Genomic DNA, 26,227 nt, shown 5'->3' on the forward strand with positions numbered 1-26,227 from the left:
GGAGTTGACGACTAGACAATACGGCGGCGCCCCCGCCCGGATGTGCTCCGGGCGGGGGCGCCGCAGGTGAGGCTGGTTACAACCAGGCACTCAGAGGTACTACAGACCCAGCTCGACCTCGAACTCGCCGGCTTCGAGGATCTCCTTGACCGTGGTCAGGTAGCGGGCGGCGTCCGCGCCGTCCACCAGACGGTGGTCGTAGGAGAGCGTCACGTACGTCATGTCACGGACGGCGATGGTCTCGCCCAGGTCCGGGTGGTTGATGACGACGGGGCGCTTGACCGTGGCACCGATGCCCAGGATGGCGACCTGGTTCGGCGGGACGATGACGGTGTCGAAGAGCGCGCCGCGCGATCCCGTGTTGGAGATCGTGAAGGTGGCGCCCGACAGGTCGTCCGGGGCGATCTTGTTCGTGCGGACCTTGCCGGCCAGCTCCGCGGTCTTCTTGGCGATGCCCGCGATGTTGAGGTCACCCGCACCCTTGATGACCGGGGTCATCAGGCCCTTCTCCGAGTCGACGGCGATGCCGACGTTCTCGGAGTCGAAGTAGGTGATGGTGCCCTCGTCGTAGTTCAGGCGCGCGTTGATGACCGGGTGGGCCTTCAGCGCCTGGACGGCGGCCTTGACGAAGAACGGCATCGGGGAGAGCTTGACGCCCTCGCGGGCGGCGAAGCCGTCCTTGGCCTTGCCGCGCAGCTTCATCAGCTTGGTGATGTCGACCTCGATGACCGAGGACAGCTGCGCCTGCTCGTGCAGCGCCTTGGTCATGTTGTCCGCGATCGCCTTGCGGATGCGCGGCAGCTTGACCGTCTGGCCGCGGAGGGGGGAGACCTCCAGGGCCGGGGTCTTGGGCGCGGACGAGGCGGCCGGGGCAGCGGCGGCGGCCGGAGCGGCGGCCTTCGCGGCCTCGGCGGCGGCGGTGACGTCCTGCTTGCGGATGCGGCCGCCGACACCGGTGCCCTTGACGGTGGACAGGTCCACGCCGTTCTCGGCGGCGAGCTTGCGCACCAGCGGGGTCACGTAGGCGCCGTCGTCGGACGCCGAGGCGGCGGCCGGGGCGGGCGCGGCCGGAGCGGCCGGCTGGGCCGGCGCGGGAGCCGGAGCCGGAGCGGCGGGCTGCGCCGGGGCCGGGGCAGCGGCGGCAGGCGCGGCCGGGGCGGCCGGAGCCGGGGCCGGAGCCGCGGGGGCGGCCGGAGCCGGAGCCGGAGCGGCGGCCGGAGCAGCCGGGGCGGCGGGCGCGGCGGCGGCCGGAGCGGCACCGGGCGCACCGATGACGGCGAGCTTGGCGCCGACCTCGGCGGTCTCGTCCTCGGCGACGGTGATCTCGAGGAGCACACCGGCGACGGGGGAGGGGATCTCGGTGTCGACCTTGTCGGTGGAGACCTCGAGCAGCGGCTCGTCCTCCGCGACCTCCTCGCCGACCTCCTTCAGCCAACGGGTGACGGTGCCCTCGGTGACGGACTCGCCGAGCGCCGGGAGCGTCACGTCGGTGCCCTCGGCGGAACCACCGGAAGCGGCGGGGGCGGCGGGCGCCTCCTGCGCGGGGGCGGGCTGCTCCTGGGCCGGGGCGGGGGCCTCGGCGGGGGCGGCCTGCTCCTGCGGGGCCTCCGGCGCGGCCGGGGCGCCGGAACCGTCGTCGATGACGGCCAGCTCGGCGCCGACCTCGACGGTCTCGTCCTCGGCGACCTTGATGGAGGCCAGGATGCCGGCGGCGGGCGAGGGGATCTCGGTGTCGACCTTGTCGGTCGAGACCTCGAGCAGCGGCTCGTCGACCTCGACGCGCTCGCCCTCGGCCTTCAGCCAGCGGGTGACAGTGCCCTCGGTGACGCTCTCACCGAGCGCCGGAAGGGATACGGAAACCGCCATGGTTTCTGTTGCTCCTTACGAATACGCAACTACGGGTGCCGCAGTGCGGAAAGTCTGTGGTCGGTCGGTCGTCGCGCCCAGTTGCGACGCAGCGGCGCAGGCTCAGTCGTGCGAGTGCAGCGGCTTGCCCGCGAGGGCGAGGTGGGCCTCGCCCATGGCCTCGTTCTGCGTCGGGTGGGCGTGGATGAGCTGGGCGACCTCGGCGGGCAGCGCTTCCCAGTTGTAGATCAGCTGGGCTTCGCCGACCTGCTCGCCCATACGGTCGCCGACCATGTGGACGCCGACCACGGCACCGTCCTTGACCTGCACGAGCTTGATCTCACCCGCGGTCTTCAGGATCTTGGACTTGCCGTTGCCCGCAAGGTTGTACTTCAGAGCGACGACCTTGTCCGCACCGTAGATCTCCTTGGCCTTGGCCTCGGTGATGCCCACGGAGGCGACCTCGGGGTGGCAGTACGTCACCTTCGGCACGCCGTCGTAGTCGATCGGGACGGTCTTCAGACCGGCCAGACGCTCCGCCACCAGGATGCCCTCGGCGAAGCCGACGTGCGCGAGCTGGAGCGTCGGGACGAGGTCACCGACGGCCGAGATGGTCGGCACGTTGGTCTGCATGTACTCGTCGACCAGGACGTAACCGCGGTCCATCGCGACGCCCTGCTCCTCGTAGCCGAGGCCCTGCGAGACCGGGCCGCGGCCGATGGCGACCAGCAGCACCTCGGCCTCGAAGGTCTTGCCGTCGGCGAGGGTCACGCGGACGCCGTCCTGCGTGTACTCGGCCTTCTCGAAGAACGTGCCGAGGTTGAACTTGATGCCGCGCTTGCGGAACGCGCGCTCAAGAAGCTTGGAGCTGTTCTCGTCCTCGACGGGCACGAGGTGCTTGAGGCCCTCGACGATGGTGATGTCGGTGCCGAAGGACTTCCACGCGGAGGCGAACTCGACGCCGATGACGCCGCCGCCCAGGACGATCGCGGACTGCGGGACGCGGTCCAGCTTCAGCGCGTGGTCCGAGGAGATGATGCGGTTGCCGTCGATCTCCAGGCCCGGCAGCGACTTCGGCACGGAGCCGGTCGCGAGGAGGACGTGGCGGCCCTGGATGCGCTGGCCGCCCACGTCCACGGAGGTCGGGGAGGAGAGCTTGCCCTCACCCTCGATGTACGTCACCTTGCGGGAGGCGATCAGCCCCTGCAGGCCCTTGTACAGGCCGGAGATGACGTCGTCCTTGTACTTGTGGACGGCCTCGATGTCGATGCCCTCGAAGGTGGCCTTGACACCGAACTGCTCGCTCTCGCGGGCCTGGTCGGCGATCTCGCCGGCGTGCAGGAGCGCCTTCGTCGGGATGCAGCCGTTGTGCAGGCAGGTGCCGCCGACCTTGCCCTTCTCGATCAGGGCGACGTCGAGTCCCAGCTGCGAGGCACGCAGAGCCGCGGCGTAACCGCCGCTGCCACCGCCGAGGATCACTAGGTCGAAAACGGTGCTGGCGTCGTTCGCCACGTCACGTCCTCCATGCATGTGCGCCGTACGCCGGTCTCCGATGACCGCGCGGCGGCTGGTGTTCGGCCGCTCGTTCTTCGGCCCTGTGGTGGGGGCCCTGTCCTGCCGCCCCCCATCCTCGCACTTGTCGAAGGCATGCGGGACGTCGGGCTGGGGTGTGAGACGGCGGTTACACCGGAAACCGCTGTGACAGAACTGCCGGAACCTGCGGATTTCGTCGAAAGCGAACAGCCCCGGGTGCGTGCACCCGGGGCTGTTCCACCATGTCGGAGGCGGGTCAGCCGAGGTCGCCCGCCGCCGTGCGCTCCGCGAGGCGGACCAGCGTACGGACCGCGGAACCCGTGCCGCCCTTCGGCGTGTACCCGAACGGGGCGCTCTCGTTGAAGGCCGGGCCCGCGATGTCGAGGTGGGCCCACGTGATGCCCTCGCCGACGAACTCCTGCAGGAAGAGACCGGCGACGAGGCCGCCGCCCATCCGCTCACCCATGTTGGCGATGTCGGCGGTGGACGAGTCCATGCCCTTGCGGAGGTCGGACGGGAGCGGCATCGGCCAGGACGGCTCACCGGCCTCCTCGGCGATCTCGTGGACCGACGTACGGAAGGCGTCGTCGTTGGCCATGATGCCGAACGTGCGGGCGCCGAGCGCCAGCATCATCGCGCCGGTCAGCGTCGCCACGTCGACGATCGCGTCCGGGGTCTCCTCGGAGGCCTTGGCGATGGCGTCGGCCAGGACCAGGCGGCCCTCGGCGTCCGTGTTGAGCACCTCGACCGTCTTGCCGGAGTACATGCGCAGCACGTCGCCGGGGCGGGTGGCGGAGCCGGACGGCATGTTCTCTGCGAGCGCCAGCCAGCCGGTGACGTTCACTTCGAGGCCGAGCCGCGCGGCGGTCACGACGGCGGCGAACACGGCGGCGGCGCCGGCCATGTCGCACTTCATCGTCTCGTTGTGACCGGCGGGCTTCAGGGAGATGCCGCCCGAGTCGTACGTGATGCCCTTGCCGACGAAGGCGAGGTGCTTCTTGGCCTTGGAGCTCTTGTACGAGAGCTTCACCAGGCGCGGGGCCGACGAGGAACCGGCGCCGACGCCCAGGATGCCGCCGTAACCGCCCTTGGCCAGGGCCTTCTCGTCGAGGACCTGGATCTTGATGCCGTGTTCCTTGGCCGCGGCCTGCGCGACGGCGGCGAAGGCCTCGGGGTTGAGGTCGTTCGGCGGGGTGTTGATCAGGTCGCGGGCGCGGTTGAGCTCCTCGGCCAGCGCGAGGGCGCGCTCGATCTCGGCCTTGTACGCCTTGTCGCGCGGCTTGCCGCCGAGCAGGGCGATCTCGGCGAGCGGCGCCTTGCCGTTCTTCTTCGGGTCCTTGGCGGACTCCTTGTAGGCGTCGAAGGAGTACGCGCCGAGCAGCGCGCCCTCCGCGATCACGCCCGCGTCCTCGGCGTCCTCGATCGGCAGCGCGAACGCGGCCTTCTTCGCACCGGCGAGGGCACGGGCGGCGACGCCCGCGGCGCGGCGCAGCGACTCGGCGTCGTACACCTCGTCCTTCTCGGGCTGACCGCCGAGACCGACCGCCAGCACGACCGGCGCCTTGAAGCCGGAGGGCGCGGGGAGCTTGGTCACCTCGCCCTCGCCGCCACTGGCGCCGAGGGTCTCCAGGACGGAGGCGAGCTTTCCGTCGAACGCCTTGTCCACGGCCTCCGCGCCGGGCGCGACGACCGGGCCCTTGTCGCCCTTGGCGACACCGACGACGACGGCGTCGGCGCGCAGGCCGGAGGCCGCGGCGGTGCTGAGAGTCAGAGCAGTCACGGTGGTGAGGTCCCTCTTTCATGGGTGGGGCTGGCATCTTTGCCGGGGCCGTGGGGTTTTGGCCCGCCAAGGGGAGCCTACGCCCGTGGTTGTCCGGGTGCGCTGTGCAGGTGTGCCCCGGATGCGGGGCCCCGCCCCGGACCCCGCTCCTCGACCGCCGGAGCGGGCCCCCGTGTTCAGAAGGCCAGTGCCACCAGCGCCGCCGTCGCCGCCGTCTCCGCCACCGCCCCGAACACGTCCCCAGTCACCCCGCCGAACCGCGCGACGCAGCGCCGCAGCAGCAACTCGGCCGCACCGCAGCCCAGTACGACGGCGATCGCGCCCGGCAGCGAGAACACCGCCGTCACCGCCACGATCAGCACGCCCACGATCAACGCCGCCCGCGCCGGCACCGTCCCGGCGACCGCGGCGCCGAGCCCCTCCGGACGGGCGGCGGGCACCGCGGTGCGGGACGCGAAGGTCAGGGCCAGCCGGGCCGTCACCGCCGAGAGGGCCGCCGCGACGGCACCACGGGCCCACGACTCCCCGTACAGCTGGGCCAGGACGGCGACCTGGGCGAGCAGCGCGAGGACCAGGGTCACGACCCCGAACGGGCCGATGTCCGACTGCTTCATGATCCGCAGGGCGTCCTCGGCGGGCTTGCCGCTGCCCAGGCCGTCCGCGACGTCCGCCAGCCCGTCGAGGTGCAGGCCCCGCGTCAGTACGGCCGGCACCGCGACGGAGGCGACCGCCGCGAGCAGGGCGCCCGCGCCCAGGAAGGTCAGCGCCCCGCCGAGCGCGGCCGCGGCGAGCCCGACGACCAGGCCGGCCAGCGGGGCGCACAGCATGCCGGTGCGGGCGGCGTCGCGGTCCCAGCGCGTGACGGTGACGGGCAGGACGGTGAGGGTGCCGAAGGCGAAGCGCACGCCGTCGGCCAGGGAGTTTCTCGGGGACACCGGGGGAGGTTACCCGGGTCGGCCCCATGGGCGGGCGGCGCCCGCGCCCCGCCTGCAAGATGGGTCCATGGGCGACTGGTGGTACCGGAACGTCACGGAGCCGGGCAAGCTGCCGCTGCTCCTGGCCCTGCTGTCGTTCCTGGTCACTTTCCTGGTGACGCGCACCATCACGCGGCTGATCCGGGCGGGCCGCGGCCCCTTCCGCAACATCAGCCCCGGCGGCCTGCACATCCACCACGTCGTGCCGGGCATCGTGCTCACCGTCGTCGGCGGGTTCGGGGCGGTCGGCAGCGGGCGGCACGGCATCACGGCGTCGATCTGTGCCGTCCTCTTCGGCGTCGGAGCGGGCCTGGTGCTCGACGAGTTCGCGCTGATCGTGCACCTCGACGACGTGTACTGGACCGAGCAGGGCCGGCGCAGCGTCGAGGTCGTCATCCTCGCGGCGGCCCTCGGCATGCTCGTCATCGGCGGCTTCTCACCGCTCGGCGTCAACGACATGACGGCCCAGGAACAGCACGACCGGACCACGCTCATCTCGACGCTGGTGATCAACTTCTCGTTCGTGTACGTCGCGCTGCTGAAGGGCAAGCCGCGGCTCGCGATCATCGGCGTGCTCGTGCCGTTCGTGGCGCTGTTCGGGGCGATCCGGCTGGCACGGCCCGGCTCGTACTGGGCGCGCCGGTTCTACCGGCACCGCCATCGGGCCCGGGCCCGCTCGGTCCTGCGGGCGTACCGGCACGACCGCCGCTGGCACCGCCTCAGCCGCGGCTTTCAGGACCTCATCGGCGGGACCCCGGACCGCGCGGAGCTGCCCCGCGCGGACCCGCCCCGGTGACGCAGCGCGGAGAGCGCGCACAGTGCCAGCGCCGCGACGATCGCGGCCAGGTGCTCCTTGCCCGCGAGGTTCGGCTTGACGACGCACTCCACGACCATCGTGACGACGACCAGCGCGCCGGTGAACCAGGCCCGGTGGCGCCAGCACACGTAGACGGCGAGCCCGACGACCGCCGCGGACGGGCCGGTGTCCACGACCTGCGCGTCGGAGGCCGGCAGGCCGAAGGGGCCGTCGGGGCCGAGCGCGATGCCGATCCGCGCGTACAGCGTGCCGGCGAGGGTGGCCGCGTACGCGACGACGAGGGTGCGCCACCAGCCCAGGCACAGTTCCGCGATGCCGAACACCAGCAGGATCTGCGCGAGCGCGCCCCACACCGGCAGGTCGAGCGCCGGGACGAACAGCGACAGCGGGGTGCGCAGCAGCGCCAGCCACAGCGGGTCATCGGCCCGGACCGAGCCGATGTCCTGCACGAACCCGTAGCCCCAGGGCTGGTTCTGCACGTACTGGAACGCCGCCGTCAGGCACACCGCGGCCAGCGTCATCGGGATCGCCCGCCACCTGCGCGCGAGGAACCGCTCGCGGACGACGGCGCACAGCGGGCCCCACTCCTTGCGCGCCCACGCGCGCAGCGTGCCCATCAGCGATGCTCCAGCTTTCCGCGGCGCAGCCACTTCGGCAGGCCCGGCACGTCGAGGAAGCCCTCGGCGCGGGCCGACGCGATGCCGATGCGCGGCAGGTCGGCGCTCTTCTCGAAGAGCAGGAAGCGGGGTTCCCAGATGGGCCGGTACTTGGCGTTGGCCCGGTACAGCGATTCGATCTGCCACCACCGGGAGAAGAAGCTGAGCAGCGAGCGCCACAGGCGCAGCACCGGGCCCGCGCCGAGCCGCGAGCCACGTTCGAAGACGGAGCGGAACATCGCGAAGTTCAGTGAGACCTGAGTGATCCCGATCTCGGGCGCGTGGCGCAGCAGTTCGATGACCATGAACTCCATCAGCCCGTTCTCGGAGTCCCGGTCACGGCGCATCAGATCGAGGGACAGCCCGTGCGGACCCCACGGGACGAAGGACAGCACCGCCCTCAACTCGCCTTCTCCGTCGCTGCATTCGAGCATCACGCACTGCCCGTCCGCCGGGTCCCCGAGGCGGCCGAGCGCCATCGAGAAGCCGCGTTCGGTCGCGCCGTCCCGCCAGTCGTCGGCGCGCTGGAGAAGGTACGTCATCTCGCCCTCGGGGATGTCCTCGTGGCGGCGGACACGGACCGTGTAGCCCGCGCGCTTGACCCGGTTGTAGGCCTGGCGGACCGTGCGCATCGCCCGCCCCTCCAGGGTGAACTCGGCGGTCTCGACGAGGGCTTCGTCGCCGAGTTCGAGGGCGTCGAGGCCGTGCCGCGCGTACACCGTGCCCGCCTCCTCGCTCGCGCCCATCACCGCGGGCAGCCAGCCGTGCGCCCGCGCCTCGGCCAGCCAGGGCTCGATCGCGCCGGGCCAGGCCTCCGGATCGCCGATCGGGTCACCGGAGGCCAGCGAGACCCCGCCGACCACCCGGTACGTCACCGCGGCCTTCCCGGTCGGGGACCACACGACGCTCTTCTCGCGGCGCAGCGCGAAGTAGCCGAGCGAGTCGCGCTCACCCTCCTTGTCGAGCAGGGCGCGCAGCTTCGTCTCGTCCTCCGGGGTGAGCGGGTCGACGGCCCGGCGGGAGCGGAACGCGGCGTAGACGACGGCGATGAGCAGGGCCGTGGAGAGGATGTTGATGACGACGTTGACCCAGTTCGGAGTCGCGATGCCCGGGTACCGGGACTCGTCGGTGGCGACCGAGATGAGGCGCAGGGTGCCGTAGCGCCAGCGGTCCAGGAACGTCGAACGGTGCTCGTCGTGGGCGTGGTTGGTGATCGTGACCAGGAACGTCGCGAACAGCGAGGTGACCAGCAGACCGCCGACCGCGACCGCCGCCGCCAGCTTCGGGTTCGAGCGGTCGCCCTTGGCGTAGAACTCCCGGCGCCCGACGAGCAGGGCGGCCACGAAGGCCGCGGTCAGCGCGAGCGAGATCCAGTTCTGCGCGTACTGCCGTACCTCGGGGAAGAGCATCACGAAGGCGAACAGCAGCAGGAACAGGCCGCTCAGGACGAGATTGAGGATCCAGGCCGCGCGCTTGCGGCGGCGCATCGTGATCGCCAGGAACCAGGTGACGACGGCGGAGGAGAAGCCCGCGGCCAGCAGGTACGGGGTGAAGTAGTTCTCCGAGTTGTGGCGGCGCAGGTCCTGTCCGAAGGAGACCCAGACAGCGCTCAGCAGGTTGATGAACGTGACGATCCGGAGGTACCAGACGGTGACCGCGGCCGCCCGCCGGGACGCCGGGGTGGATGTCGGTACGCCGCTTGTCTGTGCATCTCCCATGACGCGGAGCTTATGGGGTGATTTGGGGGTTATCTGGGTTCGGCGCCGCCGTTCCCGTCCTGTCGTGGTGGTTCTCGCCACGGCGCAGAAGCAGGGAGGGGCCCGGCGCCTCGGCGCCGGGCCCCTCCCTGGTCCCGCGGGAACTACTCGGCCTCGCCGGTCCCGTCGGCCCCGACTTCTGCGTCTTCTGCGTTCTTCGGCTGCTCGCCCTCCGGGAGCTCCGCCGCCAGCGACGCCGCCGCCTGCACGAGCGGCAGCGCGAGCAGCCCGCCGGTACCGCCGCCCACCCGGACGCCCTGGTCGAGCAGCGGCTCCATGGCCATCCGGTCCAGCGCCTTGGCCTGCGCGGGCTCGCCGCTGGCGTGTCCGGCCAGCCACCAGTCGGGCGCCCGGAACGCGACCCGCTGGCCGACCAGCGCGCAGGCCGCCGACACGACGCCGTCCAGGATCACCGGCGTCCGGCGCACCGCGGACTGCAGCAGGAACCCGGTCGCGGCCGCCAGGTCCGCCCCGCCCACCGTGGCGAGCAGCTGCAACTGGTCACCCAGGACCGGCCGGGCCCGGCGCAGCGCGTCCCGCACCGCCGCGCACTTGCGCATCCACGCCAGGTCGTCGATCGGGGCGCCGCCGCGGCCGGTGACGACCGAGGCGTCGGTCCCGCACAGCGCCGCGATGAGGGTGGCCGCCGCCGTGGTGCCGCCCACGCTGAGGTCGCCGAGCACCACCAGGTCCGTACCCGAGTCGGCCTCCTCGTCGGCGATCGTCATGCCCGCGCGGAACGCCGCCTCCGCCTCCTGCACGGTGAGCGCGTCCTCGATGTCGATGCGCCCGGAACCGCGCCGCACCCGGTGGCCCACGACGGCCTCGGGCAGCTCGTCCGGCTCGCAGTCGAGCGCCATGTCGACGACGCGCACGCCGACGCCGAGCCGCCGCGCCAGCACCGCGCCGGCGCTCGCGCCCTCGACGGCCTCGCGGACCAGACCGGCCGCGCTGCCCGCGGCGCGCTTCGACACGCCGAGCTCGGCGACGCCGTGGTCACCGGCGAAGAGGACCACGCGCGGTTGCGCCACTGGTCGCACCGGCACGGCCCCCTGGGCGGCGGAGAGCCACTCGCCCAGTTCGTCGAGGCGGCCGAGCGCGCCGGGCGGCACGGCCAGCCGGGCCCTGCGCTCCTCGGCGTCGCGGCGGGTGCCGCCGTCGGGACGCTCGATCAGATCGGTGAAGTCGTCGAGATTCAGCGAGCTCATTCGCCGAACAGTACCGGCCGCGATCGCGGCCGGACCCCGACGTCCCCCCGGCCGCGGGAGCCCCGCCCGGGCGGGGCCCTGACGGTCCGTTACGCCATGCGATGCACCCGCTCCACAGCGTCATTGCGCGGCTGCTGTCGATCCCTTACGTTCCGGATTGTGTCGGATTGTCGTACCGCGGTGTTCGTCTCCGGAACGCGGCAGGACCCAGAACGCAGCACCAGGAGTTGACGCAGAGATGTCCCCGACAGCCCAGGCAGTTGCCGACCGCCGCCCCGCCTACCTCACCGAACTCGCCCGGGGCACCGAGCGCTTCCACGAGCCGCGCCGCCCCGACTGCCCCTGGTGCGGCTCCACGAAACTGCGCACCCGGCTGCGCACCACCGACCTGCTCCAGCACAAGCCCGGCACCTTCACCGTCGACCAGTGCGGGTCCTGCGCCCACTTGTTCCAGAACCCTCGGCTCACCCCCGAGGGCCTGGACTTCTACTACCGGGACTTCTACGACGGCCTCCGCGCCGACCAGGCCGAGAAGATCTTCGGCGCCCAGACCTCCGCGCGACGGCACCGCGCCGCCGCCCGCGCCATGGGCCCCTTCATCGAGCCGGAGAGCTGGCTGGACGTCGGCACCGGCCACGGCCACTTCCCGGCCGCCGCCAAGGAGCTCCTGCCGTACACGGCGTTCGACGGCCTCGACATCGGCGACGGCGTCGAGGAAGCCCGCCGGCAGGGCCGCGTCGAGGAGGCCCACCGCGGCCTGCTCACCGACCTGGCGCCCCGGCTCGCGGGCCGCTACGACGCGATGAGCATGTTCCACTACCTGGAGCACTCCCTCGACCCGCGCGAGGACCTCAAGGCGGCCCACCGCGTCCTGCGCCCCGGCGGCCACCTGATGATCGAGCTCCCCGACCCGGAGAGCCACTACGCGAAGCTGCTCGGCAAGTGGTGGGTCTCGTACTTCCAGCCGCAGCACCTGCACTTCATCCCGCTCGCCAACCTGCGCTCGGAGCTGACGGCGCTCGGCTACACCGTCGTCGCCGTCGACCGCCGCGCACCGCACGTCCCGCTCGACCTGACGGCGGCCTGCGCCCTGTTCCTCGGCCACTGCCTGCCCGACGCCGACAACCCCTGGCGCACCAAGGTCCCCAGCGGATTCCAGCGCAGGCTGCGCCAGACCCTGATGCACGGCTCGGCCCCCGCCTTCCACACCGCCCGCGCCGCCGACCGGCTGCTGGCCCCGCTGGTCAGCCGCACCCGCTTCGCCAACGCCTACCGGGTCGTCGCCCGCCGCAACCCGGACGCCTGACGCACGTCCCGGCGCCCCGTCAGCCGCGCAGCGCGAGCGCCTGCCCGGCGACGACGAGCAGCACGTGCTCGCACTCGCCCGCGAACGCCGCGTTCAGCCGCCCGAGTTCGTCGCGGTACCGGCGCCCGGACGCGGTCGCGGGCACGATCCCCGAACCGACCTCGTTCGAGACGGCGACCACGGTGCGCCGGGTGCGCCGCACGGCCCCGACGAGTTCCGCCACCCGCTCGCGCAGCGCCTTCTCGCCGCCGCCCGCCCACTCGGCGTCGTCCCAGGCGCCCACCTCGTCCATCGCGTACGTCAGCCACAGCGACAGACAGTCGACGAGCAGCGGCGCGCCGTCCGCCGCGTCGGTCAGCAGCGGTACGAGGTCGCAGGTCTCGGCGGTGCGCCAGGACCCCGGCCGGCGCTCGCGGTGCACGGCGACCCGCCGCGCCCACTCCGTGTCCCCGCCCCGCGTCCCGCCGGTCGCGACGTAGAGCACGTCGGGGAAGGCCTCGAGCCGGCGCTCCGCCTCCACCGACTTCCCGGACCGCGCCCCGCCCAGCACCAGCGTCCGGCGCGGCACATCGGGCACGTCCTCGTACACCCCCACCTCCAGCGTGGTGCCGTCCGGCACGGCCCGCGCGCCCGCGGCCGCGAGCCGGCGGTCCAGCTCGGGCCCCGGCGGCACGTCGTGGTCCAGATGGACGGCGACGACGTCGGTGGTCGGACCGACGGCGCCCACCGACCGCAGCCGGGCCAGCGCGTCCGGCCGCCCGGTCACGTCCAGGACCACCATCTCGTACGGCGCGCGCACCTCCGCGAGGCCCGCGGGCGCCGCGCCCGGCGGCAGATACAGCAGCCGGGTGCCCTCGGGCCCCACCACCTCGTACCCGGTGCCCGGCGCGTCCAGGGCCAGCGCCCGCACCCGGTGCCCGGTCAGCAGCGCCAGCTCCCGCCCGTCCGGCACCCGCCCCGGCTGCGGCAGCCCCGCCGGCACCTCCACCGCGGGCCCGTCGTGCGGATGCGAGAGCAGCACCTGCCGTACGCCGCCGAGGCTGCGCCCCGCGCGGGCCGCGGCGAACGCGGCGCCCGGCGTCAGGTCGAGCAGCAGCGTCCCGTCGATCAGCAGGGCCGTCGCGGCGCGGGCGCGCGGGCCGAGCGCGGTCGCGCAGGCCGCGCAGGGGCAGTCGGGGCGGGGCAGTCCCTCGGGGGTGCCGGTGCCGAGCAGAGTCAGTTCCACGGGAAGATCCTCCCGCGCCACCGCGAGCGCCGCGCGCCCGGATACGCTTCCAGGGACATCGGACATCCGGTACCGGGAGGCTGACATGGCGGCATGGACGTGGCGGTTCGAGAAGTCCGACGGGACAGAGGTGTCCCCGGCGGTGCAGCCCGAGGAGTTCACGACGCAGGGCGACGCCGAGTCCTGGATCGGCGAGCACTGGAAGGCGCTGGCCGAGGGCGGGGCCGACCAGGTCACCCTGTCCGAGGACAGCACGGTCGTCTACGGCCCGATGAGCCTGCACGCCGAGACGGAGGAAGCGGCGCAGAGCTGACACCGGCCGGGGCCGGAAGCCGCTGAACCGGCCTCCGGCCCCGCACGGTCACGTCCCGGGCGGATCAGATCTCGCCGAGCGTTACCTCGGCCTTCTTCTCCGCGCCGTCCCGGGTGTACGTCACCGACACCTTGTCGCCGGGCTTCTCCTCGGCCAGCGCCTCCGACAGCGACTGCATCGTCGTCACCTCGGTGCCGCCGAACCCGGTGATGATGTCCCCGGCCTCGATCCCGGCCTTCTCCGCGCCGCCGCCGTCCGTCACGGACACCACGGCGACCCCGGCCGGCCGGTAGCCGTCGTCGAGCACCGTGCGGCCGGTGACGCCGAGCGCCGCCCGCCCCGAGTCCGTCACCTTGCCGTCCTTGATCACCTGGTCGGCGACCTTCGTGACCATGGACGCGGGGATGGCGAACCCGATGCCGGGCGCCGCGCTGTCCCCCATGTCGGGATCGGTCGCCGCGAGCGTCGGGATGCCGATGACCTCCCCGTCCAGGTTCACCAGCGCGCCCCCGCTGTTGCCCGGATTGATCGCGGCGGACGTCTGCACCATGTTCGCGATCGTCGCCCCGGTGCCGCCGCCCGACCGGCTCTCGCTCACGGTCCGCCCGGTCGCCGACACGATGCCCTGGGTGACGCTCGACGACAGCCCCAGCGGCGACCCCATCGCCAGGGTGATCTGCCCGACCTCCACCTTCGACGAGTCCCCGAACGCCGCGGCCTTCAGCCCGTCCGGCACCTTGTCCAGCTTGATGACGGCGAGGTCCTGCTCCGGATACGCGTAGACCAGCTTCGCCGTGAGTTCGTCGGTGCTGTTGGCCGTGGTGACCTTGAACGTCTTCTCGTCGCCGACCACGTGCGCGTTCGTCACGATGTGCCCCTGGTCGTCGTACACGACGCCGGAGCCGAGATCGGAGGAGGCCTGGATCTGGACGACCGAGGGCAGGACCTCCTTGATCACCTTCTGGTAGTCGTCCTGCAGGCTGTCGGCCGCCGCGGGCGCGGCCTGCGTGGTCGGGTCGGACGAGCCGGACGACGCGGAGTCCGAACAGCCGGACACGAGCGCCGCCGCGCACACGGCGGCGGTCAGCGGCAGGGCGAACCGGACGAGGCGAGGGGAGCGGCGAGCACGCGCGCGAGAGACGTTCATGCCCGGATTGTCACGTTCGCGCGGGGCGGTCGCCCGCCCTGCGCCGCCGAACAGGCGTCAGGGCCCGGGCACGGACGACCGCCCGTGCCGTGGACCCCGCGCGGGCTCTCAGCCGCGCACCCCGCACAGATGGAGCAGTGCCGCCACCCGCCGGTACGGCTCGGTGCGCCCGGCCCGCTCCTCCGCGGCGAGCAGCGTCTGCAGCTCCCCGCGCTCCGGCGGCCCGTCCCCGTCGCCGGCCTGGTCGGTGAAGACCCGCACCCCGTACCAGGCGTGCAGCGGGGCGCCGATCCCGGCGAGCGTCGCCGTCAGGGCGTCGAGCCGGTCGGCCCGCACATCGAGGCCGAGGCGATTGGTGTACTTCGTCGAGTCGAACGCGCCGAGCGCGGTGACCCAGTCACCGCCGAGCCCGGGCCGCATGGCGAGCGCGTCCGCGTTCCGTACCAGCAACGAGAGCAGACCCCCCGGGGCCAGCATCCGCGCCAGGCCCGCCAGCAGCGCGTCCGGGTCCTCGACGTACATCAGGACGCCGTGGCACAGCACGACGTCGAAGCTGCCCGGCAGGAAATGGACGCCGGTGTCCCGGCCGTCACCCTCGACGACCCGGACCCGCTCGCGCACCCCCTCGGGCTCCGCGGCCAGCGCCTGCCGGGCCGCGGAGACCATCGAGGGGTCCTGCTCGACGCCGGTCACCTTGTGCCCGGCCCGGGCCAGCCGCAGGGCCTGCGTGCCCTGGCCCATCCCCACGTCGAGCACCCGCAGCCGCTGCCCCACGGGGAAGCGCCCGGCTATCTGCTCGTCGAGCTGCCGGGCCACCAGCTCCTGCCGTACGACATTGCGCACGCCGCCCAGCCGTGCCAGCCAGGCGCCCGGCGCGTCCCCGGCGAAGGCCTCGGTGCTCAGGGCCGCTCCCCGCGCTTGACCTGCGGCTTGGGCAGACGGAGGCGCTTCATCTGGAGCGTGCGCATCAGCGCGTACGCGACGGCGCCCTTGCGGCGCTCGTTCGGGAACTTCTCCGCCAGCTGCTTCTTCAGGCGGAAGCCGGTGATGGCCGAGTCGATCACGATCGCGACGATCACGAACAGCCACAGCAGCAGCGCGATGTTCTGCAGCGAGCCGACGCGGACCATGCTCAGGACGAGGATGATCACCGCCATCGGCAGGAAGTACTCGGCGATGCAGAACCGCGAGTCGACGAAGTCCCGCGCGTAACGGCGCACGGGCCCCTTGTCGCGGGCCGGCAGATAACGCTCGTCACCGCTGGCCAGCGCGGCACGCTGACGCTCCATCGCGGTGCGCCGCTCGTCGCGCTGCCGGGAGCGGGCCTCCTTCGGCGACATCTTGGTGTTGGCCACGCTGCGGCGCTGCGACTGGGCCGCGCTGCGCTTGGGCGTGGGGCGGCCCTTGGGCGCCTGCGGGTCTCGGGTCTGCGAGGGCGAGGAGGTCACCGGGGCCTTGTCGGCCGGGGCCTTGTCGTCCTTGGATCGGCTACGGAACACAAAAGCCAAGGGTACGTGCTGGTCGTGCATGGACCACAGGCCTGTGGGGAACGATCCGGCAACACCCTGCGTCCATAGGGGCACACCTACTCCTCAAGCCGGAGCGGGGCCGGGCGCAGTCGTCCTTGGGGATGAGCGCATCCGCACCTGAACAGTGCGGTAATAGATGCAGGACCCGTACTGTGGGTTCTGTCGCAGTGCTGGAGCTGGAGTCGGTCAGAAGGGGGCGCGCGAAGCCCATGAGCGGTGTCATGAAGCGTATGGGGATGATCTTCCGCGCGAAGGCGAACAAGGCCCTTGACCGGGCCGAGGACCCGCGCGAGACCCTCGATTACTCGTACCAGAAGCAGCTGGAGCTGCTCCAGAAGGTGCGCCGCGGCGTCGCCGACGTGGCGACCAGCCGCAAGCGCCTGGAACTGCAGCTGAACCAGCTTCAGGGCCAGTCCTCCAAGCTGGAGGACCAGGGCCGCAAGGCGCTCGCGCTCGGCCGCGAGGACCTGGCCCGCGAGGCCCTCTCGCGCCGCGCCGCCCTCCAGCAGCAGGTCACGGACCTGGAGACGCAGCACCAGACGCTGCAGGGCGAGGAGGAGAAGCTCACCCTCGCGGCCCAGCGCCTGCAGGCCAAGGTCGACGCCTTCCGTACGAAGAAGGAGACCATCAAGGCCACCTACACCGCGGCGCAGGCACAGACCCGGATCGGCGAGGCGTTCTCCGGCATCTCCGAGGAGATGGGCGACGTCGGCATGGCGATCCAGCGCGCCGAGGACAAGACGGCCCAGCTGCAGGCCCGGGCCGGCGCCATCGACGAGCTGCTCGCGTCCGGCGCCCTCGACGACTCCTCCGGCCTCGCCAAGGACGACATCCAGAGCGAGCTGGACCGGCTCTCCGGTGGTACGGATGTAGAGCTGGAGCTGCAGCGCATGAAGGCCGAGCTGGCCGGTGGCTCCTCGTCGTCCCAGCAGGCGATCGAGGGCGGCGCCGGGCAGGGCCAGCAGGCACAGCAGCCGCAGGACACTCCGCGCTTCGACAAGCAGTAGCAGCCCACAGGAGGGCGTCATGATCGTACGGATCATGGGGGAGGGCCAGGTGAAGCTGGCCGACGGCCACTTCACCGAGCTCAACAAGCTCGACGACGAACTGCTCCAAGAGATGGAGAGCGGCGACGACGCCGGCTTCCGGCGCACGCTCGCCGCGCTCCTGGACGCCGTGCGCCGCCTGGGTGAGCCCCTCCCCGACGACGCCCTGGAGCCCTCGGAGCTGATCCTCCCCGCCGCCGAGGCGACGCTGGAAGAGGTCCGCGACATGCTCAGCGACGACGGACTGATCCCGGGCTGACCAGTGCCGCGGTGAAGGGGGCGGCTACCGTGACCCCGGTGACCCCCCTCGTACGGTGGGCCAGGACGCACCCCCTGGCCCTGGACGCCATCGTCGCGCTCGGCGTTCTCCTCGCCATGGTCGCCGGCTCCTTCGTCGACCCGAACGGCCCCGACGGCATGTACGTCTGGGGCGCCCGCACCCCGGGCGGTCTCAGCCTCCTCCTCATGGTGCTCGGCGCCGCCGCCCTGGTCTTCCGGCGGCTCGCCCCCATGTACGTACTCGCCGCGACCGCGACCGTCTCCGTCGTCGAACTGGCCACCGGCGAACCCCGCGCCCCCGTGGTGATGTCCGCGGTCGTCGCGCTCTTCACGGTCGCCGCCACCACCGACCGCCCCACCACCTGGCGCGTCGGCCTCGCCACGATGGCGGTCCTCACCGGCGTCGCCATGCTCGTCGGCCCGCTGCCCTGGTACGCCCAGGAGAACCTCGGCATCTTCGCGTGGACCGGCATGGCCGCGGCCGCCGGAGACGCCGTCCGCTCCCGGCGCGCCTTCGTCGACGCCATACGGGAGCGCGCCGAACGGGCCGAGCGCACGCGGGAGGAAGAGGCCCGGCGGCGCGTCGCCGAGGAACGCCTGCGCATCGCCCGCGATCTGCACGACGTCGTCGCCCACCACATCGCGCTCGTCAACGTCCAGGCCGGGGTCGCCGCCCACGTCATGGACAAGCGCCCCGACCAGGCGAAGGAAGCCCTCTCGCACGTCCGCGAGGCCAGCCGCTCCGCGCTCAACGAACTCCGCGCCACCGTCGGCCTGCTGCGCCAGACCGGCGACCCGGAGGCGCCGACCGAACCGGCCCCCGGGCTCGACCGGCTCGACGACCTCGTCGACACGTTCCGGCACGCCGGGCTGCCCGTCGAGGTGGCCCGCGCCGCCTCCGCCCCGGCGCTGCCCGCCGCCGTCGACCTCGCCGCCTTCCGCGTCGTGCAGGAAGCGCTGACGAACGTGCAGAAGCACGCGGGCCCCGACGCGAAGGCCGAGGTCAGCGTCGTACGCGTCGGGGCCGACGTGGAGATCTCGATTCTCGACAACGGGCCCGGCGCCGATCCCAAGTCCCCCCACCGGCTCGACGAGAACGGCGGGCACGGCCTGCTCGGCATGCGCGAGCGGGTCACCGCGCTCGGCGGCACCCTCACCGCGGGACCGCGCTACGGCGGCGGTTTCCGCGTCCATGCGATCCTTCCGGTCAAGGTCCGTACCGACACAGACACCTCAGGGGACGCCACCACATGACCAGCGGCAACATCAGGGTCCTGTTGGCCGACGACCAGGCCCTGCTGCGCAGCGCCTTCCGTGTGCTCGTCGACTCCGAGTCCGACATGGAAGTGGTGGGGGAGGCGTCCGACGGCGCCGAGGCGGTCCGGCTGGCCCGCACCGAGCGGCCCGACGTGGTCCTCATGGACATCCGGATGCCCGGCACCGACGGCCTCGCCGCGACCAGCGAGATCAGCGCCGACCCCGAACTCGCCCACGTACGCGTGGTGATGCTGACCACCTTCGAGGTCGACGAGTACGTCGTGCAGTCGCTGCGGGCCGGCGCCTCCGGCTTCCTCGGCAAGGGCGCCGAACCCGACGAACTCCTCGGCGCCGTACGCATCGCGGCCGCGGGCGACGCCCTGCTGTCGCCCGCCGCGACCAAGGGCCTGATCGCCAAGTTCCTGGCGCAGGGCGACGGTTCGGACGACACGGCGCGCGGCGCGGGCGCTCACGCGGAGCGGCTCGCCGCGCTCACCGGACGCGAGCGCGAGGTCCTGGTCCAGGTCGCGGGCGGCCTCTCGAACGACGAGATCGCCGAGCGCCTCGAGGTCAGCCCGCTCACCGTGAAGACCCACGTGAACCGCGCCATGGCCAAGCTCGGCGCCCGCGACCGGGCCCAACTCGTGGTAATTGCCTACGAATCGGGCCTGGTCCGTCCAAGGGTGGAGTGATCCCGGCCCGCACGTACTACGGCCGCAGTAGGCGCCGCATAAGAACGGGACCTGGGAGCGACGAATCGGGGCGCCCCGGTGGTCGAGGGTGTATGCGGGCCCCTGCGCATGTCCGCGTCATGGGCCGTCATCCACCGCTCACGCCCCTGGAGAACCCCAGCCCATGTCCTGGCTGTCGAAATTCAGCCTCGCTCAACGCGCCCTGATCGGGCTGGTGTCGATCATCGCGATCGCCTTCGGCGCCATCGCGATCCCCCAGCTCAAGCAGCAGCTGCTCCCCACCATCGAACTGCCCATGGTCTCCGTCCTGGCCCCGTACCAGGGCGCGTCCCCCGACGTGGTGGAGAAGCAGGTCGTCGAGCCGCTGGAGAACTCCATCGACGCGGTCGACGGGATCACCGGCATCACCTCGACGGCCGGCGAGGGCAACGCCGTCCTGATGGCCCAGTTCGACTACGGCAACGGCAGCGACTCCAAGCAGCTCGTCGCCGACGTCCAGCAGGCCGTCAACCGGGCCCGCGCCCAGCTGCCCGACGACGTCGACCCGCAGGTCATCGCCGGCTCCACCGACGACATCCCGACCGTCGTGCTCGCCGTGACCTCCGACAAGGACCAGCAGGCGCTCGCCGACCAGCTCGACAAGACCGTCGTACCGTCCCTCAAGGACATCGACGGCGTCGGTCAGGTCAGCGTCGACGGCGTCCGTGACCTCCAGGTCGACGTGACGCCCGACGACAAGAAGATGGCCGCGGCCGGTGTCGGCGTCCAGACGCTGAGCCAGTCCCTGCAGGCCGGCGGCGCCACCCTGCCCGCCGGCTCCTTCGACGAGGACGGCCACAACCGCACGGTCCAGGTCGGCGGCGGTTTCACCTCGCTGGCGCAGATCGAGGACCTGATGGTCACCGGCGAGGGCGTCAAGAAGCCCGTACGCCTCGGTGACATCGCCTCGGTGAAGCAGCAGCCGTCCGCGGCCGACTCCCTCACCCGCACGGACGGCAGGCCGAGCCTCGCGGTCGCGGTCACCATGGACCACGACGGCTCCGCGGTCTCCATCTCGAACGCGGTCAAGGACAAGCTGCCCGAACTGCGCCGGGACCTCGGCTCCGGCGCGACGCTGACCGTCGTCAGCGATCAGGGCCCGGCCGTCTCGAAGTCCATCTCGGGCCTGACCACGGAGGGCGCGCTCGGCCTGCTCTTCGCGGTCATCGTGATCCTGATCTTCCTCGCGTCGCTGCGCTCGACCCTCGTCACGGCGGTCTCCATCCCGCTGTCGGTGGTCCTCGCCCTGATCGTCCTGTGGACGGGCGACCTGTCGTTGAACATGCTCACGCTCGGCGCGCTGACCATCGCGATCGGCCGCGTCGTGGACGACTCGATCGTCGTCCTGGAGAACATCAAGCGGCATCTCGGCTACGGCGAGGAACGCCAGGAGGCGATCCTCAAGGCGGTCCGCGAGGTCGCGGGCGCCGTCACCTCCTCCACCCTCACCACGGTGGCGGTCTTCCTCCCGATCGGCCTGGTCGGCGGCATGGTGGGCGAGCTGTTCGGCTCGTTCTCGATCACGGTGACGGCCGCGCTCCTCGCGTCCCTCCTCGTGTCGCTCACGGTCGTCCCGGTCCTCTCCTACTGGTTCCTGCGCGCGCCCAAGTCGATCCAGGGCGTCGACCCGGAGGAGGCCCGCCGCAAAGCCGAGGAGAAGGAGGCCCGCTCCTGGCTCCAGCGGATCTACGTCCCCGTGCTGCGGTTCGCGACCCGCCGCCGCCTCACCAGTCTGGCGATCGCGGTCGTGGTGCTGATCGGCACGTTCGGCATGGCGCCGCTGCTGAAGACCAACTTCTTCGACCAGGGCGAGCAGGAAGTCCTGTCCATCAAGCAGGAGTTGAAGCCCGGCACCAGCCTGGCCGCGTCCGACGCGTCGGCGAAGCAGGTCGAGAAGGTGCTCCAGGGCATCGACGAGATCAAGGACTACCAGGTCACCGTCGGCTCCTCGGGCTTCATGGCGGCCTTCGGCGGCAGCACCGACACCAACCAGGCCTCGTACCAGATCACGCTGAAGGACAAGGCGTCGTACGAGGACACGCAGGACCGCATCGAGCGCGAGCTCGGCAAGCTGTCCGGCATCGGTACGACGACGATCTCGGCCGGTGACGGCTTCGGCAGCCAGGACCTGAGCGTGGTCGTGAAGGCCGCCGACGGCGACGTGCTGGACAAGGCCTCGGAGGAGGTCCGCAAGGCGGTCGCCTCGATCGACGACGTCACGGACGTCACCAGCGACCTGTCGCAGTCCGTGCCGCGGATCTCGGTGCGCGCCAACTCCAAGGCGGCCGCGGCCGGGTTCAACGACACGACGCTCGGCGCCGCCGTCGCCCAGGCGGTGCGCGGCACCACCAGCGGCAAGGCGATCCTCGACGACACCGAGCGCGACGTCGTCGTGAAGTCGGCCGAGCCGGCCACCACGATGGACGAGCTGGAGAAGCTGCCGATGGGCCCGCGCGGCCTGAAGCTCGGCGACATCGCCACGGTGAAGCTGGTCGACGGCCCGGTCTCGATGACCCGGATCGACGGGGCCCGCGCGGCCACCATCACCGCCAAGCCGACCGGTGACAACACGGGCGCGGTCAGCACCGACCTCCAGTCGAAGATCGACAAGCTGGACCTGCCGAAGGGCGCCACGGCGACGATCGGCGGTGTCACCTCCGACCAGGACGACGCGTTCAAGAACCTGGGCCTGGCGATGCTCGCGGCGATCGCGATCGTCTTCATGCTCCTGGTGGCGACGTTCCGCTCGCTGGCCCAGCCGCTGATCCTGCTGGTGTCCATCCCGTTCGCCGCCACGGGCGCGATCGGCCTGCTCGTCGCGACCGGTACGCCCATGGGTGTCCCGGCGATGATCGGCATGCTGATGCTCATCGGCATCGTGGTGACGAACGCGATCGTGCTGATCGACCTGATCAACCAGTACCGCGCGCAAGGGTTCGGCGTGGTCGAGGCCGTGGTCGAGGGCGGTCGTCACCGGCTGCGCCCGATCCTCATGACGGCCCTGGCGACGATCTTCGCCCTGCTCCCGATGGCGCTCGGCGTCACCGGCGAGGGCGGCTTCATCGCACAGCCGCTCGCGGTGGTCGTGATCGGCGGTCTGATCACGTCGACGCTGCTCACGCTGCTGCTCGTGCCGACGCTCTACGCGATGCTGGAGCTCCGCAAGGAGCGGCGGGCGAAGAAGCGGGCCGCCAGGCGTGAGAAGAAGGCCGGTGTGCCGTCTCCTTCGGAGTCCCCGGAGTCGGAGCCGGCCGGGGTCTGACAGGGCCGGACGCAGGGAGCCCGGTACGGACGCCGATCGGCGTCCGTACCGGGCTCCTCACCGTTGCGGGCTGTCGGCCGTGGCCGGGTGCCCGCGCCGTCGTGGCCGGTCGCGCGGTTCCCCGCGCCCCCTGAAGGGCGCGTCGGTCTACGGCAGGGCCAGCATCCGCTCCAGGGCCAGCTTCGCGAACTGTTCCGTCTCGCGGTCGACCTCGATGCGGTTCACGAGCCGGCCGTCGGCGAGCGACTCCAGCGTCCAGACCAGGTGCGGCAGGTCGATCCGGTTCATGGTCGAGCAGAAGCAGACCGTCTTGTCGAGGAAGACGATCTCCTTGCCCTCGGGCGCGAACCGGTTGGCCAGGCGCCGCACCAGGTTCAGCTCGGTCCCGATGGCCCACTTGGACCCGGCGGGCGCGGCCTCCAGGGCCTTGATGATGTACTCGGTCGACCCGACGTAGTCGGCCGCGGCGACGACCTCGTGCTTGCACTCGGGGTGCACGAGGACGTTCACCCCCGGTATGCGTTCGCGCACGTCGTTCACCGAGTCCAGCGAGAACCGCCCGTGCACCGAGCAGTGTCCGCGCCACAGGATCATCTTCGCGGCGCGCAGCTCCTCGGCGGTCAGGCCGCCGTTCGGCTTGTGCGGGTTGTAGACGACGCAGTCCTCCAGGGACATGCCGAGGTCGCGTACCGCGGTGTTGCGGCCCAGGTGCTGGTCCGGGAGGAAGAGCACCTTGTCGCCCTGCTCGAACGCCCAGTTCAGGGCCCGCTCGGCATTCGACGACGTACAGATCGTGCCGCCGTGCTTGCCCGTGAACGCCTTGATGTCCGCGGACGAGTTCATGTACGAGACGGGGACCACGGATCCGGCGATCCCGGCCTCGGTCAGCACGTCCCAGCACTCGGCGACCTGCTCGGCCGTCGCCATGTCGGCCATGGAGCAGCCGGCGGCGAGGTCCGGCAGCACGACCTTCTGGTCGTCGCCGGTCAGGATGTCGGCGGACTCGGCCATGAAGTGCACACCGCAGAAGACGATGTACTCGGCCTCGGGCCGCGCGGCGGCGTCCCGCGCCAGCTTGAAGGAGTCGCCGGTGACGTCGGCGAACTGGATGACCTCGTCGCGCTGGTAGTGGTGCCCGAGCACGAACACCTTGTCGCCGAGCTTCTCCTTGGCCGCGCGGGCCCGCTCCACCAGGTCCGGGTCGGAGGGCGAGGGCAGGTCACCGGGGCACTCCACACCGCGCTCGCTCTGCGGGTCGGCGTCCCGGCCGAGCAGCAGAAGAGCCAGCGGAGTGGGTGAGACATCCAGGTCAACGGTTGCCTGGGGGGTCTGGGCCGTGGTCACGTCACGCACCCTTTCTGTTTTGCAGACCGACTTCTCGTCGAAATGACGTTATCTATCATAGCCGCTTCACGTCAGTTTGACGATGGCGATGTCGTCGATGTGACGCAATCCGCCCCGGCGGTCCCGTGCCCCGTCCGCCGAGGGTGTGCGAGCATGAAGGGAGAAGTGCGAAAACCCCCGAGGATCCGGAATGGATCCGGGCCTTTGCCGGTTGCAATGGTCGGCAAGCAGTCTCCGTACAACCCGGGAGAGATGTAGATGTCCGTATCGGACGAGACCACCACCGTCAGCGACGGCATCATCCTGAGCGACGCCGCCGCCGGCAAGGTCAAGGCTCTGCTCGAGCAGGAAGGCCGCGAGGACCTGGCGCTGCGGGTGGCCGTTCAGCCCGGCGGCTGCTCCGGCCTGCGCTACCAGCTCTTCTTCGACGAGCGCTCGCTCGACGGTGACGTCGTCAAGGACTTCGGCGGCGTCAAGGTCGTCACCGACCGCATGTCCGCCCCCTACCTGGGCGGCGCCTCCATCGACTTCGTCGACACCATCGAGAAGCAGGGCTTCACGATCGACAACCCGAACGCCACGGGCTCGTGCGCCTGCGGCGACTCGTTCAGCTGAGCCGTACGACGAAGGGCGGCCACCCCACTCGGGGTGGCCGCCCTTCGTCGTGCCGGATGCCGGATGCCGGGTGTTCAGTCCCGCGGCGCCGGTACGGCCCCGCCGGGCTGGTCCTTCTGTGAGGGCGGCACGACGGAGCCGTCCGTCCCCACGACCTTCCGGTCACCGAGCGGGGAGTCCAGCGTGACGGGCAGCGTGTAGAACTTCGCCATCTGAATGCAGACGGTGCCCTTCTTCTCGGCCGACGTCACCCGCACGGTGACCCGCCCCCCGGACTCGTCCGCGGTCGCCGCGTACGAAGCGCACACGCCGCCGGCGAAGTGCAGGGTCAGCGTCCGCCCGTCGGCGCGGTACCCGTTCACCCGCACGTCCTTCGTGCTCTTCCCGGACGCGCTCGGCTCCACCGGCGGCACCGCGCTCGGCGACGCCGTCGAACTCCCCGGCGCCACCAGGAACTTCGGCTCCACCGCCGGATGCGTCACCGTGAACGCCGCCCCGTCCCCGGCCGGCTTCACCCGGAACAGCCACGACGGCACCAGCGCCTGCCGCCCCTCGACGTAGTGCGCCGCGAGCCCGAACGTGGCCCCGGTGACCGCGACCGTCGTGGACGCGGGCGGCCGCGGCGACGACGGCGTGCACCCGGCGCCCTGCTCGGTGCCGGGGGAGCCGCCGTCCAGCGGCACCGCACTCGCGCACCCGCCCACCGAGCCGCGGTCGCCCGCCGCCGTGCTGTTCAGCCGCTCGATCGTCTCCTTCGCCCCGACCGTCGGATACGTATCGCCCTTGACCGGCGCCTTCAACTGGCCGCTGCCGCCGACCACCTGGCCGTCCGCACCGATCTGGATCCCGGTCGACCAGCCGTACGTCGGCAGCCCGCCCACCTCCGGGTCGGCGTTCACCACCCGCGTGGCGCCCATGAGCTGGCCCGCGTCCAGCTTCGCGTCGTCCTGGCCGAGGGCCTTGAGGACCGGCGCCGCGGACTTCTTCGCTGCGGCCTCGCTCACCGCGTCCTTCTCGCTGCCGCTGCCCACCGGGTCCGCGCACTTCGCCGGGCTGCCGCACTTCGTGCCGTCCGACGGCGCGTACTTGGCGTACGTCCACGTGCCCGGCGCATTCCGGTTCACCTGGAGCGACGGCCCCGACCCGTCCTTGGCCGGCCCCACCCGCCAGGCGTCGTCCACCAGTTTCGGCGTGCCGTCGACATCGAGGGCCTTGCCGAGCGCCGCCACCTCGGCCGCGCTCACCTCGCCCTGCGCCCGATAGACGGGAGCCTCGCCCGGGCCGTCCGGCAGATCGCCGGCCGCCCGGTAGCGCGTGCCGTTCGGGTCGGGCTCGCCGGGCGCGATCCCGTTCGTCGTGCCCGGGCTGCCGCCCTGCGCATAGCCGTCCAGGGCGAGCGGCGGGGGAGTGCCGTCGCCGCCGGGACCGCTCGCCGGGCCGTCCCCGGACCTGCTCGCCGCGAGGTACGCGCCGCCGCCACCGGCGAGCAGCACAGCCGCCGCGACCGAGGCGACCGCGAGCGTGCGCCGCCGCCGGTGCCGATCCTGCGTCTGCTCTTCGGTGCTCACCGCATCGCTCCTTCAACTGCCGTGTCGTATCCCGC

General features: G+C 72.0%; 22 protein-coding genes. 9 read left to right on the top strand and 13 right to left on the bottom strand.

Going from position 1 to position 26,227, the window contains the following annotated elements; all coding sequences use genetic code 11:
• Positions 1 to 99: 99 nt before the first annotated feature.
• The 4 genes from sucB to cobS form a co-directional block, all read right to left on the bottom strand.
• The gene (gene sucB / locus ACQUQD_RS29290) at positions 100 to 1,866 is read right to left on the bottom strand and encodes a 2-oxoglutarate dehydrogenase, E2 component, dihydrolipoamide succinyltransferase (protein WP_428955143.1); all 1,767 of its coding nucleotides are present in this window, start codon (positions 1,864 to 1,866) and stop codon (positions 100 to 102) included.
• 102 nt (positions 1,867 to 1,968) lie between these two features.
• Complete coding sequence (lpdA, locus tag ACQUQD_RS29295) at positions 1,969 to 3,357, bottom strand: dihydrolipoyl dehydrogenase (RefSeq protein WP_428955144.1); 1,389 nt, start codon at positions 3,355 to 3,357, stop codon at positions 1,969 to 1,971.
• Between the two features lie 277 nt (positions 3,358 to 3,634).
• Complete coding sequence (locus ACQUQD_RS29300) at positions 3,635 to 5,158, bottom strand: leucyl aminopeptidase (RefSeq protein ID WP_428955145.1); 1,524 nt, start codon at positions 5,156 to 5,158, stop codon at positions 3,635 to 3,637.
• Positions 5,159 to 5,334: 176 nt separating this feature from the next.
• Entirely contained in the window at positions 5,335 to 6,093 is a 759-nt protein-coding gene (cobS, locus tag ACQUQD_RS29305) for an adenosylcobinamide-GDP ribazoletransferase (RefSeq protein WP_428955146.1), read from the bottom strand.
• 67 nt (positions 6,094 to 6,160) lie between these two features.
• On the opposite strand from cobS, the gene ACQUQD_RS29310 reads away from it, so the two are divergent.
• Entirely contained in the window at positions 6,161 to 6,928 is a 768-nt protein-coding gene (locus tag ACQUQD_RS29310; protein WP_428955147.1) for a hypothetical protein, read from the top strand.
• On the opposite strand, the gene ACQUQD_RS29315 is transcribed toward ACQUQD_RS29310, so the two are convergent.
• The 3 genes from ACQUQD_RS29315 to cobT all read right to left on the bottom strand — a co-directional run bounded on the left by ACQUQD_RS29315 (position 6,865) and on the right by cobT (position 10,570).
• Complete coding sequence (locus tag ACQUQD_RS29315) at positions 6,865 to 7,566, bottom strand: hypothetical protein (RefSeq protein ID WP_428955148.1); 702 nt, start codon at positions 7,564 to 7,566, stop codon at positions 6,865 to 6,867. The two genes, ACQUQD_RS29310 and ACQUQD_RS29315, sit on opposite strands and share 64 nt — an antisense overlap.
• Positions 7,566 to 9,323 (bottom strand): phosphatidylglycerol lysyltransferase domain-containing protein, encoded by a 1,758-nt coding sequence (locus tag ACQUQD_RS29320; RefSeq protein ID WP_428955149.1) that lies wholly within the window; start codon positions 9,321 to 9,323, stop codon positions 7,566 to 7,568. The genes ACQUQD_RS29315 and ACQUQD_RS29320 overlap by 1 nt, the downstream gene beginning before the upstream one ends.
• A 143-nt stretch (positions 9,324 to 9,466) precedes the next feature.
• Positions 9,467 to 10,570 carry a nicotinate-nucleotide--dimethylbenzimidazole phosphoribosyltransferase gene (gene cobT, locus ACQUQD_RS29325; RefSeq protein WP_428955150.1) on the bottom strand — a complete coding sequence of 368 codons (1,104 nt, stop codon included), beginning with the start codon at positions 10,568 to 10,570 and terminating at the stop codon, positions 9,467 to 9,469.
• Between the two features lie 238 nt (positions 10,571 to 10,808).
• On the opposite strand from cobT, the gene ACQUQD_RS29330 reads away from it, so the two are divergent.
• Positions 10,809 to 11,876, top strand: a complete 1,068-nt coding sequence (locus ACQUQD_RS29330; protein WP_428955151.1) for a class I SAM-dependent methyltransferase — start codon at positions 10,809 to 10,811, stop codon at positions 11,874 to 11,876.
• Positions 11,877 to 11,895: 19 nt separating this feature from the next.
• On the opposite strand, the gene ACQUQD_RS29335 is transcribed toward ACQUQD_RS29330, so the two are convergent.
• Positions 11,896 to 13,101, bottom strand: a complete 1,206-nt coding sequence (locus tag ACQUQD_RS29335) for a bifunctional adenosylcobinamide kinase/adenosylcobinamide-phosphate guanylyltransferase (protein WP_428955152.1) — start codon at positions 13,099 to 13,101, stop codon at positions 11,896 to 11,898.
• Positions 13,102 to 13,186: 85 nt separating this feature from the next.
• On the opposite strand from ACQUQD_RS29335, the gene ACQUQD_RS29340 reads away from it, so the two are divergent.
• The gene (locus ACQUQD_RS29340; protein ID WP_428955153.1) at positions 13,187 to 13,414 is read left to right on the top strand and encodes a hypothetical protein; all 228 of its coding nucleotides are present in this window, start codon (positions 13,187 to 13,189) and stop codon (positions 13,412 to 13,414) included.
• A gap of 64 nt (positions 13,415 to 13,478) precedes the next feature.
• Here ACQUQD_RS29340 and ACQUQD_RS29345 read toward each other — a convergent pair whose 3' ends face one another.
• The 3 genes from ACQUQD_RS29345 to ACQUQD_RS29355 form a co-directional block, all read right to left on the bottom strand.
• Complete coding sequence (locus ACQUQD_RS29345; protein WP_428955154.1) at positions 13,479 to 14,561, bottom strand: S1C family serine protease; 1,083 nt, start codon at positions 14,559 to 14,561, stop codon at positions 13,479 to 13,481.
• Between the two features lie 108 nt (positions 14,562 to 14,669).
• Complete coding sequence (locus ACQUQD_RS29350; protein ID WP_428957688.1) at positions 14,670 to 15,377, bottom strand: class I SAM-dependent methyltransferase; 708 nt, start codon at positions 15,375 to 15,377, stop codon at positions 14,670 to 14,672.
• 83 nt (positions 15,378 to 15,460) lie between these two features.
• A complete protein-coding gene (locus ACQUQD_RS29355) occupies positions 15,461 to 16,090 on the bottom strand; it encodes a DUF3043 domain-containing protein (RefSeq protein ID WP_428957689.1) in 630 nt (209 codons plus the stop codon).
• A 209-nt stretch (positions 16,091 to 16,299) separates the two neighbouring features.
• On the opposite strand from ACQUQD_RS29355, the gene ACQUQD_RS29360 reads away from it, so the two are divergent.
• The 5 genes from ACQUQD_RS29360 (at position 16,300) to ACQUQD_RS29380 (ending at position 22,665) form a co-directional block, all read left to right on the top strand.
• The gene (locus ACQUQD_RS29360; protein ID WP_428955155.1) at positions 16,300 to 17,097 is read left to right on the top strand and encodes a PspA/IM30 family protein; all 798 of its coding nucleotides are present in this window, start codon (positions 16,300 to 16,302) and stop codon (positions 17,095 to 17,097) included.
• Positions 17,098 to 17,116: 19 nt separating this feature from the next.
• A complete protein-coding gene (pspAA, locus tag ACQUQD_RS29365; protein WP_428955156.1) occupies positions 17,117 to 17,395 on the top strand; it encodes a PspA-associated protein PspAA in 279 nt (92 codons plus the stop codon).
• 38 nt (positions 17,396 to 17,433) lie between these two features.
• Positions 17,434 to 18,669, top strand: a complete 1,236-nt coding sequence (locus tag ACQUQD_RS29370) for a sensor histidine kinase (protein ID WP_428955157.1) — start codon at positions 17,434 to 17,436, stop codon at positions 18,667 to 18,669.
• Positions 18,666 to 19,364, top strand: a complete 699-nt coding sequence (locus tag ACQUQD_RS29375; protein WP_428955158.1) for a response regulator — start codon at positions 18,666 to 18,668, stop codon at positions 19,362 to 19,364. The genes ACQUQD_RS29370 and ACQUQD_RS29375 overlap by 4 nt, the downstream gene beginning before the upstream one ends.
• A gap of 163 nt (positions 19,365 to 19,527) precedes the next feature.
• On the top strand, positions 19,528 to 22,665 hold the full coding sequence (locus tag ACQUQD_RS29380) for an efflux RND transporter permease subunit (RefSeq protein ID WP_428955159.1): 3,138 nt from the start codon (positions 19,528 to 19,530) through the stop codon (positions 22,663 to 22,665).
• A 147-nt stretch (positions 22,666 to 22,812) separates the two neighbouring features.
• Here the strand turns inward: ACQUQD_RS29380 and nadA are convergent, their stop codons facing one another.
• Entirely contained in the window at positions 22,813 to 24,009 is a 1,197-nt protein-coding gene (nadA, locus tag ACQUQD_RS29385) for a quinolinate synthase NadA (RefSeq protein WP_428955160.1), read from the bottom strand.
• Between the two features lie 258 nt (positions 24,010 to 24,267).
• On the opposite strand from nadA, the gene ACQUQD_RS29390 reads away from it, so the two are divergent.
• Entirely contained in the window at positions 24,268 to 24,624 is a 357-nt protein-coding gene (locus ACQUQD_RS29390; protein WP_164300425.1) for a HesB/IscA family protein, read from the top strand.
• Between the two features lie 74 nt (positions 24,625 to 24,698).
• Here ACQUQD_RS29390 and ACQUQD_RS29395 read toward each other — a convergent pair whose 3' ends face one another.
• Positions 24,699 to 26,192 carry a hypothetical protein gene (locus ACQUQD_RS29395; RefSeq protein ID WP_428955161.1) on the bottom strand — a complete coding sequence of 498 codons (1,494 nt, stop codon included), beginning with the start codon at positions 26,190 to 26,192 and terminating at the stop codon, positions 24,699 to 24,701.
• Positions 26,193 to 26,227: the final 35 nt, after the last annotated feature.

Source organism: Streptomyces sp. cg35 (assembly GCF_050410835.1).
In the GTDB taxonomy this organism is placed as follows: domain Bacteria; phylum Actinomycetota; class Actinomycetes; order Streptomycetales; family Streptomycetaceae; genus Streptomyces.